At 66.0% G+C, this 13,452-nt stretch carries 14 protein-coding genes; 7 read left to right on the top strand and 7 right to left on the bottom strand.

All coding sequences use genetic code 11. From position 1 onward, the window contains the following. The 3 genes from XM53_RS12495 to XM53_RS12485 all read right to left on the bottom strand — a co-directional run. On the bottom strand, positions 1 to 307 hold a 307-nt coding region (locus tag XM53_RS12495; RefSeq protein ID WP_328586673.1), incomplete at its 3' end, for an acetyl-coenzyme A synthetase N-terminal domain-containing protein. A 336-nt stretch (positions 308 to 643) separates the two neighbouring features. After that, the gene (locus tag XM53_RS12490) at positions 644 to 1,054 is read right to left on the bottom strand and encodes a GtrA family protein (protein ID WP_057793810.1); all 411 of its coding nucleotides are present in this window, start codon (positions 1,052 to 1,054) and stop codon (positions 644 to 646) included. Further along, positions 1,051 to 2,079 (bottom strand): glycosyltransferase family 2 protein, encoded by a 1,029-nt coding sequence (locus tag XM53_RS12485; RefSeq protein ID WP_057793808.1) that lies wholly within the window; start codon positions 2,077 to 2,079, stop codon positions 1,051 to 1,053. Before XM53_RS12485 ends, XM53_RS12490 begins: the two co-directional genes overlap by 4 nt. A 216-nt stretch (positions 2,080 to 2,295) precedes the next feature. Here XM53_RS12485 and XM53_RS12480 point away from each other — a divergent pair, with 216 nt between their 5' ends. From XM53_RS12480 to XM53_RS12470, 3 genes are all read left to right on the top strand, one after another. Then, on the top strand, positions 2,296 to 4,089 hold the full coding sequence (locus tag XM53_RS12480; RefSeq protein WP_057793806.1) for a hypothetical protein: 1,794 nt from the start codon (positions 2,296 to 2,298) through the stop codon (positions 4,087 to 4,089). A 100-nt stretch (positions 4,090 to 4,189) separates the two neighbouring features. Beyond that, on the top strand, positions 4,190 to 5,506 hold the full coding sequence (locus XM53_RS12475) for an NAD(P)/FAD-dependent oxidoreductase (RefSeq protein WP_057793804.1): 1,317 nt from the start codon (positions 4,190 to 4,192) through the stop codon (positions 5,504 to 5,506). A 131-nt stretch (positions 5,507 to 5,637) separates the two neighbouring features. Then, positions 5,638 to 5,979, top strand: coding sequence for a hypothetical protein (locus XM53_RS12470; RefSeq protein ID WP_057793802.1), 342 nt, complete (start codon positions 5,638 to 5,640; stop codon positions 5,977 to 5,979). 24 nt (positions 5,980 to 6,003) lie between these two features. On the opposite strand, the gene XM53_RS12465 is transcribed toward XM53_RS12470, so the two are convergent. The 4 genes from XM53_RS12465 to XM53_RS12450 form a co-directional block, all read right to left on the bottom strand. Further along, complete coding sequence (locus tag XM53_RS12465; RefSeq protein WP_057793800.1) at positions 6,004 to 6,906, bottom strand: DMT family transporter; 903 nt, start codon at positions 6,904 to 6,906, stop codon at positions 6,004 to 6,006. Between the two features lie 124 nt (positions 6,907 to 7,030). After that, entirely contained in the window at positions 7,031 to 7,261 is a 231-nt protein-coding gene (locus tag XM53_RS12460; RefSeq protein WP_057793798.1) for a hypothetical protein, read from the bottom strand. 13 nt (positions 7,262 to 7,274) lie between these two features. Further along, a complete protein-coding gene (locus XM53_RS12455) occupies positions 7,275 to 8,711 on the bottom strand; it encodes an ammonium transporter (protein ID WP_057793796.1) in 1,437 nt (478 codons plus the stop codon). A 359-nt stretch (positions 8,712 to 9,070) separates the two neighbouring features. Then, entirely contained in the window at positions 9,071 to 9,355 is a 285-nt protein-coding gene (locus XM53_RS12450; protein WP_057793794.1) for a cupin domain-containing protein, read from the bottom strand. Between the two features lie 97 nt (positions 9,356 to 9,452). On the opposite strand from XM53_RS12450, the gene XM53_RS12445 reads away from it, so the two are divergent. From XM53_RS12445 to XM53_RS12430, 4 genes are all read left to right on the top strand, one after another. Then, positions 9,453 to 10,673 (top strand): Coenzyme F420 hydrogenase/dehydrogenase, beta subunit C-terminal domain, encoded by a 1,221-nt coding sequence (locus XM53_RS12445; RefSeq protein ID WP_057793792.1) that lies wholly within the window; start codon positions 9,453 to 9,455, stop codon positions 10,671 to 10,673. Next, positions 10,670 to 11,515, top strand: coding sequence for an ADP-ribosylglycohydrolase family protein (locus tag XM53_RS12440; protein WP_057793790.1), 846 nt, complete (start codon positions 10,670 to 10,672; stop codon positions 11,513 to 11,515). The genes XM53_RS12445 and XM53_RS12440 overlap by 4 nt, the downstream gene beginning before the upstream one ends. 16 nt (positions 11,516 to 11,531) lie before the next feature. After that, positions 11,532 to 11,918 carry a carboxymuconolactone decarboxylase family protein gene (locus XM53_RS12435; RefSeq protein ID WP_057793788.1) on the top strand — a complete coding sequence of 129 codons (387 nt, stop codon included), beginning with the start codon at positions 11,532 to 11,534 and terminating at the stop codon, positions 11,916 to 11,918. A gap of 426 nt (positions 11,919 to 12,344) precedes the next feature. Then, positions 12,345 to 13,439, top strand: coding sequence for a porin (locus XM53_RS12430; protein ID WP_057793786.1), 1,095 nt, complete (start codon positions 12,345 to 12,347; stop codon positions 13,437 to 13,439). Positions 13,440 to 13,452: the final 13 nt, after the last annotated feature.

Genomic DNA, 13,452 nt, shown 5'->3' with positions numbered 1-13,452 from the left:
CCCAGATGATGGCGGTCTGGTCGGCGCGGTCGGCCAAGTGCCGGTCGATGCAATTGGCGGCGACGTTGAGCGTGCCGTCCTCGAACCACTTGATGGAGACGTTGCCGTAGGTGTAATCGACGTCCTTGACCTTGGAGTAGGGCTTGATCCAGTCGATGCGCTTGCCGTGATCGCCCCAGAACGCCTCGGGGTCCTTGATCGAGGCCGCGTACATCTCGTCATACTTGGCCGCGTCGACATGGGCGTGCGCCACGAAATCGGCACTGGGCGGGTACGTGGACGCACCTGTTTCGGGTTGTTTTGTCATGTGTCTCCTCCTCCGCAAGTGATGGTCCTCGACTTCGAGGTATAGATCAATTCGCGCATTGGCGGCGTTATAAAACGTTTCGTAAAAATTTACACTTAGCCGTTGGTATCATTGGCTTTTATCTGTAAATACTTTCCCGATTCGCCGGCAAAGAGTGTAAATAAATTTACTCCCGCATGAATTGTCCAGCGATTTCCGCAGTCTAGAGTTCGGCGATATCCGGCGGATGTATGCCGATGTGTGCAAAAACTGGGGGAGACGTGGCCCTTCACGTACCGCGGGCGGCCTGTGACATGTTGTCAGGTGCGTCCGGTGCGTGCGCGCTGTGGGCGTGAATCAGGTCCGGTGGGGCGCGACGGGGCGGAACACCGCGTGCTTCAGGCCGAGATAGTTGGCGGCCAGCGCCACGCCGGAGCCGCAGGCCAGCGCGAGGACCGCCATGCCCGGGCCGGTGCCGAGGATCATGAGCATCAGCGCGTAGACGGCGAAATTGTTGGCGATGCCAAGGCCCTGGACCAGCGCGTAGGCGGCGTATTCGCGGTGCATCGCTGTGCGGCGGGCGCCCCGGAAGGTCCAGCGGCGGTTGAGCGCCCAGGTCACGGACATGGCCATGCCAAAGCTGAGGCCGCGGGAAAGGTACGGATCCCCGCCCAGCGTCATCAGTGCCCACAGCAGGCCCGCGTCGATGACGAAGCCGACGCTGCCGACGGCGAGGAACCTGGGAAAGGTATTAGCCGGTCTGGTCATCGCGCCCGGGGCATCGGCGGCGGGGCGGCCCCTGCGGTGTCGGTGCGCGTCGCCAGCACGCCGGGCACGGACAGGTATTGCATCCGCTTGGCTTCCTGCCGGCCGCGGGTGACGGTGTCGAGGATCAGACCCACGGCACCCGACAGGAACGCCAGGATCATCAGGCTGGCCGACAGAACGGCGGTGGGCAGGCGCGGCACGAGGCCGGTGGCGAAATATTCGGCGAAGACCGGCGCGGCGAGCGCAAGCGCGGTGACGGCGAAGGCGGCCGCGAGGGTCGAGAAGACCAGCAGGGGACGTTCCTGTTTCAGAAGCCGGGTGATGGTGCGCAGGATGCGGACCCCGTCTCGGATGCTGTTGAGCTTGCTTTCCGAGCCTTCGGGGCGGTCTTTGAACCGGCCCGGCACCTCGGCGGTGGGCATGTCGAGTTCCAGCGCGTGGACGGTCAACTCGGTCTCGATCTCGAAGCCGCGCGACATCATCGGGAAGGTTTTGACGAAGCGGCGCGAGAACACCCGGAAGCCCGAAAGCATATCGCTGCTGCCGCGCCCGAAGATGGTGCGCACGAGGCCCGAGAGCACTTGGTTGCCCAGCTTATGACCGGGGCGATAAGCGGTGTCGCTGCGCGCGACTCGCACGCCGTTGACCAGATCGAGGCCTTCGTCGGCCAGCCGTGCCACCATGGCCGGCGCGGCGGCGGCGTCGTAGGTGTCGTCGCCGTCGACCATGACAAAGACGTCGGCCTCGATATCGGCGAACATGCGGCGCACCACGTGGCCCTTGCCCTGGCGCGGCTCGCGGCGGACGATGGCGCCGGCGCGGGCGGCGACCTCGGCGGTGCCGTCGGAGGAATTGTTGTCGTAGACGTAGATCTGCGCCTGGGGCAGGGCCGCGCGGAAGTCGCGGACCACGGAGCCGATGGCCGCGGCCTCGTTGTAGCAGGGGATCAGCACCGCCACGCGCAGGGCCGCGGCATCGGTGGTCTGCGATGTGGCGTTGAACTGGCTGGGGAACAGGACGGACATGGGGCGGCGCTCTTGCAATCTGGGTTTGGTCCAGAAAAGCCGGGGAAGCGGGCCAAAATGCGGCAAATCTGCGGAGTTACGGGGTTATTCGAAACAATCGGCTGGCGCAGGGGAAACACCGGCGCGCGGTGTTGCGGACCATGTGCCATTAAGGCTTGCGCGGTTGCGGGAATGTCGGGTTAGTGACCCCAACGAACGAGAAAAGAGGGCCGGGCGATGCAGGACACGGCGAGAGAGAGCAGGCTGTTTGCCATCGTGCTGTTGCTGGCGGTCGGCATGGTCGTGTTTCGCGCCGTGGCGACGGGGCTGACGCCGGTGGACACGCTGGCAGTGTCGGACAATGACGACATCATGCGGTTTCTTATGGTGCGCGACTGGCTGGCCGGGCAGGGGTGGTACGACACGGTGCAGTACCGGATGCTGCCGCCCGAGGGGCTGGAGATGCACTGGTCTCGCTACGTGGACCTGGGGATCGCAGCGGTGATCTGGCCGCTGTCACTGGTGATGGCAGACGCGCAGGCGATGGCGGTGGCGCTGGTGGTGTGGCCGACGCTGCTGTTCGTGGCGCTGATCGGCGCAACGGGGCTGGCGGCGCGGCGGCTGTTCGGCAGCATGGCGGGGCTGATCGCGGTGGTGGCGGTGCTGCTGTGGCCGCCGACGGGCCTGACCTATTTCGCGCCGGCGCGGATCGACCATCACAATGTGCAGATCCTGCTGACGACGCTGATGCTGATCACCGTACTGTGGCCGGCGCCGCGCGCGCGACTGGGCGTGGCCGGGGGGCTGGCCGCCGCGCTGTCGCTGGCGGTGGGGCTGGAGACGATGGTGACGATCGCGCTGGCCGGGTTGGTTCTGGCGGGGCGCGTGGTGGGGTTGCGCCCCGGCGCGGGGCGGCAGCTGGCGGGGTTCAGCCTGGCGCTGGCGGGAGGGGCGACGCTTTTGTTCATGGGGCAGACGGCGCCGGCGGAGTGGCTGGTGTCGCGCTGTGACGAGCTGTCGGTTCCGTACCTGGCGCTGGCCTGGGTGGGCGCGGGGATTTGCCTGGCGGTGGTCGTGCTGGCGCCGAGGTTGTCCGGTGTGGCGCTGAGGGTCGGCGTGCTGGTGGCGTTGTCGGTTGTGGGTCTCGCGGCGTTGAGCCCGCTGATCGGGCCGTGCACCGCCGGACCTTATGACAGCCTGCCGCAGGAGGTGCAGGACCTGATCACCGGGCGGATCATCGAGGCGCGGCCTGCCTTGGCATATCTTTGGGCGGCCAATGGGCTGGGTTTTCGATTTGTCGTTCCGGCGGCGATGGCGGTTTTGGTGGGCAGCGCGGTCTGGGGATGGCAGACGTGGCGCGGTGATGGGGGCGCGGCGCGGGCGCGGCTGGGTGTGCTGTTGCTGTTCGGCTGGCTGGGCGTGATCGGGGCGCTGTTTCAGATCCGGCTGGTGCTGATGGGCGCGGCGGCGCTGCCGATGCTGATGGGCGCGGTGGTCGCGATGCTGCTGGCGGCGGGACGGGAAGGCCGGTTCGGGCGACTTGGCGCGGGGCCGGCGTTTGTTGCGGCGGGTCTGACGCTGATGCTGCCGACGCTTTACGGCGCTCTGACAGGCGGTGGTGGCGCGGGGGCCGCGATGACCACATCGGATGCGCGGATGGTGGATGCGGATGCGTGCCGAAAGCCCGATCTCTTGCGCAGTTTGAACACGGTCCCGGAAGGGGTGATCCTGAGTTCGAGCAGTTACGGCCCGCCTTTGCTGCTGCTGACGCATCATGCCGCGCTGGCGGGGCCGTATCATCGCAGCGCCGACGCGATTGCCAACGGCGCGGTGCCGTTCGACGGGAACGCGGCGGTGCTGCGCGCGGCGCTGGCGCGCACGGGCGCGGACTATCTGCTGTTGTGCCGCGATGCGCGATACGGCGACGGGACATCCTTTGCCACGCGGCTGGCGGCCGGGGAGCGGGCCGAGGGTCTGGTGCCGGTCGCGGGGCCGGACGCGGCGCTGGTGCTGTTGCAGGTCGTGCGCTGAAATCTCGGGCGCGTTCGGCAATGGGATGCGGGCTGTCGGCAATGCGGCTTGACCGCAGGCAACCGGCGCGCAATCTGGGTTCGGAACAAGGAGCGTGATCATGACCCAATGGACAGGAGAGGCGGACCCGGGCCGTCCGTGGTGGTGGGAGGCGGCGGCGCCCGAGGCCACCGAGGACGGTCTGCCGGATCATTGCGACGTTCTGGTGATCGGCGCGGGATATACCGGGTTGTCGGCAGCGATTGCTGCCCATGACAGCGGCGCGAAGGTGGTCGTGGTCGAGGCGGGCGTGCCGGGGGAAGGCGCGTCGAGCCGCAATGGCGGGATGGTGGGCGCGCATCCGCGCCTGAGCTGGGACAAGATGGCGGCGGCCTTCGGTGCCGAGGTGGCGGACGCGCTGTTGGCCGAGGCGGCCCCGGCGCTGGATTGGGCGCGTGGGTTCATCGACCATGAGAAGATCGAGTGTGACTTCCAGCAGACCGGGCGGGTGCAGCTGGCCTATACGGCATCGCATTTCGAGGGGCAGAAGCGGCTGGCGGAAAAGGTGCGCGCCAAGAGCCGGGTGAAGGTCGAACTGCTGGAGCGCGCGGCGCTGGGGCGCGAGATCGACACGCGGCTTTATCACGGCGGTATCCTGTTTCCCGAACATGGCGCGCTGCATCCGGCGAAGTATCATCGCGGGATGCTGGACGCGGTGCGCCGGCGGGGCGTGCCGGTGGTCAGCCACGCCCGCGTCGAGGCGATGGAGCGCGAGGGCGCGCGGCATGTGGCGCGTACGTCCAAGGGGCGCATCCGGGCCGAGAAGGTGGTTCTGGCGACCAATGGCTATACCACGCGGCCCTTCGCCTGGCATTTGAAGCGGGTGTTCCCGCTGCCGAGTTTCATCATTGCCACCGAGGAGTTGCCGGAGAACCTGATCGGGCACCTGGCGCCGGGGCGGCGGATGATGGTCGAGACCCGCGCGCGGCACAGCTATTTCCGCATTTCGCCGGACGGCAAGCGCATCCTCTTTGGCGGGCGGGCGGCGATGCGGAACATACCCTTGGCGGTCGCGGCGGAGCGGCAGCGGCAGACGATGGTCGAGATCTGGCCCGAACTGGCCGAGGCGAAGCTGAGCCATGTCTGGAGCGGCTATACCGGGTTCAGTTTCGCGCAGATGCCGCATGTGGGGCTGCGTGACGGTATCAGTTTCGCCATGGGCTTCAGCGGGTCGGGAACGGTGATGGCGCCCTACCTGGGGGCCAAGGCGGGGTGGCTGGCCGTGGGCGACGCGCGGTCCGAGACGGCCTATGCGAAAACGCACCTTCCGCGACATATGCTGCACCTGTTCGACAAGCCGCATTTCCTGAAGGCGGCGGATTTGGTTTACCGCCACTGGGTGGACCGGGCGGAGGCCTGGCAGGCCCGGCGGCGATAGGGGCGTGACACGGCTTTCGCGTGTAAGCGGTTTCTTGCCACACATCTTTGGCGAGAGTGGCCGCGTCCACGCAGTCGGCGTAGCCTTGCGGAAAGCGAGGGCGGGGCAGAGTTTCGATGGATAGTAGAGGCATGTCGCTGGCGTGCGCGGTGTCGGTGATCGTCATGGTGGCGGCAACCGGAGCGTTCGGGGAAGGGCCTGCGTCCGCCACGGACCGGCAGGAAAGTGGTTGGACGGCACGGAAATGCAGCCTTTACGAGGCGTCGGTGCGCGATGCCATCACGTTGCACGGGCCGGAGGGGCTGCGGATGGAGTTCCTGACGGACAACCAGAAGTTCATCGACGACGGCTGCGCCGGTCGGGCCGAGATCTGCCCGATGACCGACGAGGAGTGGCGGCTGGCCGACACCTTGCTGAAGATGACGATGAACGAAGGGATGGCGAGCACCTTTGTGCCGTTCGGCTGTCCCTGACGCACCGGGCCGGGGGCACGAGCCTCAGGTGTCGCGAGCGCGGACCAGCATGAGAAGGCCGATGGTCACCAGCGCGATGCCGGCCCATTCCAGCGGGCCGGGGATTTCCGACAGCACGGGGATGGCCAGCAGTGCCGCCGAGGCCGGGACGGCGGCGGAAAAGCCGGCGGTATGCGTGGGGCCAAGGTGGTTTGCGGCGAGCGCAAAGCAGACCATGGCAAGAATGCCGGGGCCAAGCCCCTGGTAGGCGGCCTGAAAGAGGATCGTGCCGGTATCGGCCTGCGCGAGGCCCGAGGGCAGGAAGAAATACCACAGCGGCAGGAAGACCAGCGCGTTGGGGATGTTGATCGTCACCAGAGCCTGGCGCGGGGTCAGCCGCCAGCGGCGCACGCCGAAGATATAGACCGACTGGATCGCGGCGGCGGTCAGGAAGAAGACGATCCCCAGCGCCGCGCCTTCGCCGGTGCTGCGGATGCCGGTGACGGCGACCAGCACTGCGCCGACCGTGACGATCACCAGGCTGACCAGTTGCAGGCGGTTGGGCAGCGCGCCGGTGAAGGCGGTCACCAGCAGCACGGTGAAGAAGGGCAGGGCGCCGTTGGTGAAGACCCCTGCATAGGCCGCGGAGGTGTGGCGCAGTCCCATGTAGACCAGCATCGCGTAAAGCGCCCCGGAGCCGCAGAGCACGATCAGCACGATTGGCACCGGGCCAAGGTGGCGCGGCCACCACGCCCAGGCGAAAGGCGCCATCAGCACGCCCGTCACCATGAAGCGCAGGGCCGTGATGTCGCCGGGGGTCAGCGCCGTCTGGACCCCCGCGCGCGAAAACACGATGAAGCCCGACCAGATCACCAGCACGCCCACGGCGGCGGCCAGCCCGAGGGTGCGGTTCCGAATATCCTCGGGCATGGGGGTCTGGACGGTCATGGCGAGATCAGTGGCAGAGGGCCGCAGGCGTGTCCATAGGGCCGGGTGCAAGGCCGGTATGTCCTGCGCCTGAAACAAGGAACGCCGGCCCGAAGACCGGCGTTCAAGGCGCGCGGAAGAGGTCTTATTCCCGCGCCTCGTCCTCAAAGACCCGGCTGATGCGCTCTTGACTGCGGGCCGCCGCCTCGTCGGCGTCGAGTTCGCGGCGTTCGATCCTGGCTTGCAGGACGTGGAACGCAAGCCAGAACAGGACGCCGACGATCACGAGGACAATCTCGGTGCCGACCATGGGATAGATCGGGCCGATCTGGGACAGGTCCGCGCCTGCCCAGGTTTCTACAGCTGTCGTTGACATATCGTGACCCTCCTCAAGTCAGCAGGCCAAGGCGCTTGGCCTCGGCGATGTCGGCTTCGGACACCTCTATGGCATCCATTTCCTCGGCGATCTCCTCGGACATATCCAGTCCGACGAGTTCGACCGCGGGGGGCACCCGCAACATGCCCAGGCCCATCAGGATCTTGGACACGATATAGGCGGGCAGAAAGCCCAGTACGCCGAACATGATGACCGCGCCTGCGAACTGGCCCCAGGGCGTGATGACCGCGACGGTTTCATGGTAGGCCGCCGTGGCGGGATGGCCCCAGAGCATGAAGCCGCAGATCACCAGGCCGATGAAGCCCGCGTAGCCGTGCACGGCCACCGCGCCCACCGGATCGTCGATCTTGAAGCGACGCTCGACCCAGAAGTGGAGCTTGTAGGCGCAGACCGCCCCTACGGCGCCGATCAGCATTGCCTGGATCGGATGGTAGAGGTCGTTGCCCGCAGAGGCGGTGATAACGCCGGCAAGGCCAGCGGAGTAGGTCCAGAACGCTTCGCCCCTGGACACCACGTAGCCTGCCAGAAGCCCGCCCGACAGCGACATCAGGAAGTTGAACACGATGGCCGACAGGGTGGTGGGCGTGAGGTAGATCGTGGTGGCGGTGAAGTTCACCACACCTTCCGCCCCGCCCAGCGTGCCATGGTCGATGATCGGCACGTTGCAGGCCACGTAGAAGCCCCAGAAGCCGCAATAGATCAGGAAGAGCCCGATCGTCACCAGCCACTTGTTGTGCGGGTTGATGTTGCGCGGTGTTCCGTCGGGGGCGAACTTGCCGATCCGCGGTCCCAGCACGACAATCACGCCGAGCGCGAAGCCGCCCGCGATGGCGTGGATCACCCCCGAGGCATAGGCATCGTGATAGCCAAGCTGGGTGACCATCCAGCCATCCGGGTGCCAGCCCCAGGCCGCGTCGATGATCCAGGTGCCCGAGCCGATGACCACGGCCAGGATCCAGAAGGCGGTGGGCCGGATGCGTTCGATTGTGGCGCCCGACACGATCGAGGCGGCAGTCCAGCTGAACAGCAGGAAGGCCGCCCAGAACACACCGTTCAGGCGGTTCCAGAAGCCGTTGCCCAGTTCGGCGCCGTAGCCCTGCGCGCTTTCGAGCGCCGGTCCGGGGCCACCCAGGTGCGTGCCCATCAGTTCGGACCAGGGCACGGCGTTGTCGGATTGCGTGAGGCCGCCGGTGATGCCGGGGCCGTTGGGGAAGGCGAAGTAGATCCACCATCCGAAGAAGAAGAAGGTGATGGTCACCAGCGGCATGAGCATGGTGTTCTTCATCACGGTATGCATGTGGTTCTTGTGACGGCTGGCGCCGACCTCGTACATGCAGAAGCCGACGTGGATCAGGAACATGAGTGGTACGGTCACCCAATAATAGAACTCGGTGAAGATCACCGTCAGTGCACCGATATCGGTATCCAATTTACTGTCCTCCCAGTGTGGTGCGACCCGTAAGGCGACAGGAGGAGCGCGCCGACCGGGTGCACCTATTTTCATTTGCCGGCCGCTCTTGAACGGGGCCGATGTCCGGGCGGAGCTTTGCCTTTGGGCTGCCCGGATAAGGGCAGAATGCTTAATTGTTGGGCTGTTTGCCAACAATAAATTAACACAGTGAATAAAAACTTCCTTTGAAGAAATAAATTCTGCCGAATTGTCGCGGGGTTGCAGCGAAAACTCTGGGCAGCGGCGCATGGCGGACGCAGCGACGCGTGTCGTGTTTGGGGCAGGTTTTGTCGGATTTCATCGCCTTGCGAAGAATCGGGCGCCCGCGCGCCGCAAGATTACTTGAGCTCGACCTCGACAAAGCTCATCGGGACGTCGCCGGCGTTGATGACGTTGTGTTCCACGCCCTGTGCGCGGGCATAGGCGGTGCCGGCGGGCACGACCGTCTCGCGCGTCTGGCCACCGGGCTCTTCGAGGTGCATGTGGCAGTCGGTGATCGCGGTGATGACATAGTCGTGGTCATGGACGTGCCAGCCGGTCTGCTGACCCGGCGCGAAGTCGAACCGGGTGACGCGGGTGCGGGTGTCGTCGATGAGCACGGTTGCCGTGCAGGTCATGGTCATGACGCGCCTCTTGGGTTGAATGCCGGGGCGCAGGGGCTTGCGCATGGCGGCGGGGCGGGTCACCAATACGCGACAGCCGGAACGAAAGGAAGGCCGCATGACACAGGCGCGACAGGCAGAGAGCGTGTGCGAGGTGGTTGAGGCCGGCCTGTGCATCGGGTGCGGCCTGTGCGAGGCGCTTGCCCCGGCACGCTGGGTCATGGTGATGAACCGGCACGGACGTCTGCGGCCTGCGCCGGTCGGCGCCGAGGATCCGGAGGCTGACGCCGGGATCCTGTCCGCCTGTCCGGGGGTGGTGGCCGAGGCGGAGGCCAGAGGCGACCAGGAAGATCCGGTCTGGGGCAGCTATACGCATATGGGCGAGGCCTGGGCCGGGGACTCCGACATACGGTTTCGCGCGGCCTCGGGCGGGGTGCTGACGGCGCTGGGCGTGCATCTGTTGCGCACGGGCAAGGCCGCGTTTGTCCTGCATTGCGCCGCGGACCCGGAGCGACCGATGCGGTCGCGTTGGGTGATGTCCGACACGCCTGAAGAGGTCGCGCAGAGGGCCGGGTCGCGCTATGGCCCAAGCGATACGCTGGCCGGGCTGGAGGCGGCGCTGGCGCGGAGCGAGCCCTTTGCGATCATCGCCAAGCCCTGCGACGCGTGCGCCGTGCGGGCCCGGGCCAAGGCGGATGCGCGGCTGGACAGCCTGCTGGTGGCCGTCCTTGTCATGGTCTGCGGCGGAGCGTCGGACCTGGGCAAGTCGCAGGCGGTGCTGGACGAGCTGGGTGTGGCGGAGGACGACCTCACGCTGTTTCGCTATCGCGGGCATGGCAACCCGGGGCCGACCCGGATCGAGACGCGGGACGGACGGCATTTCGAGAAGACCTATAACGAGATGTGGGCGGACGAGGCGGGCTGGCGGATCCAGAGCCGCTGCAAGCTTTGTCCCGATGCGATTGGCGAGGCGGCGGATGTGGCGGCGGCCGATATCTGGCCCGGAGCGGAGCCCGAGGGTGAAGACGAGGGGTTCAACGGCGTCATCGTGCGCTCGCCCGCGGGTCAGGCGCTGTTCGACGCGGCGGTCGCGGCAGGGGACCTGGTGCGCGGCGCCGATCATGCGCCGCGCGACTATGACGGGTTTCAGCCGCACCAGGTGCACCGCAAGCGGGCCATGGCCGCGCGGTTGCGCGGATTGGCGGCGGCGGGACGGCCCGTATATGCACATGCCGGCCTGAGGCTGGATGCGCTGGATTCAAAAGACACGGACGAGGAGGCGGGTGCCTTGCGGCGCGCCAAGGCTGGACGGTTCGATGACGAGGTGCCGGGATCATGATGCAGAAACCCTTCAGCGAGGACGAGGCCATCGGAATGCTGGTGGGGCTGGCCGTGGGCGACGCGGTGGGCACGACGATGGAGTTTCTTGCGCGCGGCAGTTTCGAGCCGATCACGGATATGGTGGGCGGCGGGCCGTTCAACCTGGCGCCCGGCAAGTGGACCGACGACACCTCGATGGCGATGTGCCTGGCGCAGATGCTGCGCTCGGCCAATGGCTGGGACGCCGAGGACGCGATGCGGCGATTCGTGAACTGGCGCGACAACGGGTACCTGTCGTCGACACGGGTGTGTTTCGACATCGGCAACCAGACCGACGCGGCGCTGACGCGGTTCCAGCAGACCGGAAACCCCTATGCCGGGCCGGTGGAGGATGAACATAGCGGCAATGGTGGAATCATGCGGCTTGCGCCCGTGGTGATCGCCTATGGCGCCTCAAAGGAAAGCGCCATGGCGGTGGCGCGGTTGCAGAGTCGGCTGACCCACGCCAGCCCGCTGTGCCAGCGGGCGGCGGCGAATATGGCCGAATTCCTGGTGACCGGGGACGCAGGCCTTTTGCCGCGCCCCGAGGCACCGCCCGAGGAGGCCAGCGGATACGTGGTGCACACTTTGCACGCGGCCTTCTGGGCGCTGACGCAGGGCGACACGTTCCGCGATGTGGTGCTGGCGGGCGTGAACCTGGGCGGGGATGCCGACACGGTGGGCGCCGTGGTGGGGCAGTTGGCCGGGCGCATCCATGGATATGCCGGCATTCCCGAAGACTGGCGCACGCGGCTATACGATCATGACAAGATCAGGACCGCGGCGCAGGACCTTTATGCCCTGCGCCCTATCGACATCTAATAGGGAGGGAAAACTCATGAGCCTGTTCGACGAAGACCTGTTCCTGAAAGGGCTGGAGCAGCGCAAGGCCACGCTGGGGGCCGAGTATGTGGAAAAGAACCTGGCGGCGGCGGATGAGTTCACGCGGCCCTTCCAGGAGGCGATGACCGCCTGGTGCTGGGGATTCGGCTGGGGCGACGAGGTGATCGACGCCAAGACCCGCAGCATGATGAACCTGAGCATGATCGGGGCGCTGGGCAAGATGAACGAGTTCGAGATCCATTGCCGCGGCGCGCTGAACAACGGCGTCACGAAAGAAGAGATTCGGGCCATTGTGCATGTGGTCGCGATTTATTGCGGGGTGCCGCAGGGGCTGGAATGCTTTCGCCACGCGCGCAAGGTGCTGGAGGAGCGCGGGCTTTGAGGTGCCGCGCGTGTCCGCGGAGGCTCCGGGCCTCTTTTGCCCCTGCGGTCCGCCTCGACGGTGGCGGCGTGGCACGGGGGCGGGGCAGGGTGTGACGGAAATGCCGCGATGGCGCGCCGAGTCGCGCGATCGGGCGGCGGGCGAGTCGCGAATGACCTGCGCGACGGTGCGGCAACGCCCTGTGTTTTGCAGCCCCCGGTTGCGCCGAACCCCTTTAAAACCGTAGCTTTTAGGGGTTTTGCAGCGGAATCCGACGGCGCCGGGAAGGTCTGTGTGTGAAATACGTCACAGAGCGTCCAACAACACGGCGCAAGGGGGGCGGTTCGTTGACAGTGAGGGGGCATTTACAGCATTCATCCTCCCAAGCCGTGTCCTGGATCGGGGGCGGTGGAACTTGTAACTTTCCTGCTTTAAGGAGGGATAACCTTGAAAAAGCAACTTCTCTGCACCAGCGCAATCGCCCTCGGCGTCGCTGCTGCCCCTGCCTCGGCCCAGGACTGGAACCTGGATTGGGGTGGTTTCTTCCAACAGCACATCGCGTACGCTGACGTGGGTGGCAACGGTGTCGGCGCAGCTGACTTCGACGGCATCCAGATGTTCACGAACGCCGAAATCATCTTCACCCCGAACATCACGCTGGACAACGGCATGACCTTCGGTATCAACGTTCAGATGGAAGCTCTGAACGGCGGCGGTGGTACCGATGGTATCGACGAGTCGTACATGTTCATCGAGAGCGACACCTTCGGTCGTATCGAAGCCGGTTACGAAAACTCGGTCGGCTACAAGATGATGGTTGCGGCACCGCAAGTCGGTTCCATGGCGATCAACTCGCCCTCCGCGTCGGCCTTCATCCCGTTCACCCCCGCGTTCGCCGGTGGTAACTTCCGTCAGGCCGGTCTGTCGTCCTACACCGAAGTTGCGGGCAACAACGACGTTGCACGTATCAGCTACTACACGCCGAGCTTCTCGGGCTTCACCGCTGGTATCTCGTACGCACCGTCGGGCGCTGCGGCCGGTAACGCTGCAAACATCGCGCCTGTCAACCGTAACGCCGGTATCGTCGACATCTTCGACATCGGTGTGAACTACACCCAGTCCTTCGGCACCACCGACCTGACTCTGGCCGCTCGCTGGGGCACCGGTGACAACCAAGGTGTTGGCGGCGATCCCGAAACCTGGGGCCTCGGCTTCCAAGTCGGCTTCAGTGGCTTCACTTTCGGTGCAGCATATGCTGAAAATGACAACCCGGGTGGCCTGGACGAAGAAGGCTACAGCGTTGGTGTGGCATACGACGCCGCCGGTCCCTGGACCTTCGGCCTCGAAGCCTACATCGGTGAAATCAACGATGGCGCCGGCTTCGACGACCATTACGAGTACTACAAGCTCGCGGCCAACCGCGATCTGGGACCGGGCGTCAGCTGGACGACCTACCTGATCTACGGTGAGACCCGCAACGACTCGATCGCGACCGACATCGACGGCACCGCAATCGGTACCGCGATCAACCTGAGCTTCTAAGCTTAGATTGACC

The organism is Roseovarius atlanticus (genome assembly GCF_001441615.1).
In the GTDB taxonomy this organism is placed as follows: domain Bacteria; phylum Pseudomonadota; class Alphaproteobacteria; order Rhodobacterales; family Rhodobacteraceae; genus Roseovarius; species Roseovarius atlanticus.
The sequence above is the reverse complement of the archived record's forward strand: the minus strand, read 5'-3'. Positions and strand labels throughout refer to the sequence as shown.

Bases quoted from the DNA above. Each gene is read 5' to 3' on its own strand.
- XM53_RS12470 (WP_057793802.1), top strand. From the start codon at position 5,638: ATGTCGCTGGCGTGCGCGGTGTCGGTGATCGTCATGGTGGCGGCAACC.
- XM53_RS12480 (WP_057793806.1), top strand. From the start codon at position 2,296: ATGCAGGACACGGCGAGAGAGAGCAGGCTGTTTGCCATCGTGCTGTTG.
- XM53_RS12460 (WP_057793798.1), bottom strand. From the start codon at position 7,261: ATGTCAACGACAGCTGTAGAAACCTGGGCAGGCGCGGACCTGTCCCAG.
- XM53_RS12450 (WP_057793794.1), bottom strand. From the start codon at position 9,355: ATGACCATGACCTGCACGGCAACCGTGCTCATCGACGACACCCGCACC.
- XM53_RS12485 (WP_057793808.1), bottom strand. From the start codon at position 2,079: ATGTCCGTCCTGTTCCCCAGCCAGTTCAACGCCACATCGCAGACCACC.
- XM53_RS12475 (WP_057793804.1), top strand. From the start codon at position 4,190: ATGACCCAATGGACAGGAGAGGCGGACCCGGGCCGTCCGTGGTGGTGG.
- XM53_RS12465 (WP_057793800.1), bottom strand. From the start codon at position 6,906: ATGACCGTCCAGACCCCCATGCCCGAGGATATTCGGAACCGCACCCTC.
- XM53_RS12445 (WP_057793792.1), top strand. From the start codon at position 9,453: ATGACACAGGCGCGACAGGCAGAGAGCGTGTGCGAGGTGGTTGAGGCC.
- XM53_RS12435 (WP_057793788.1), top strand. From the start codon at position 11,532: ATGAGCCTGTTCGACGAAGACCTGTTCCTGAAAGGGCTGGAGCAGCGC.
- XM53_RS12490 (WP_057793810.1), bottom strand. From the start codon at position 1,054: ATGACCAGACCGGCTAATACCTTTCCCAGGTTCCTCGCCGTCGGCAGC.
- XM53_RS12440 (WP_057793790.1), top strand. From the start codon at position 10,670: ATGATGCAGAAACCCTTCAGCGAGGACGAGGCCATCGGAATGCTGGTG.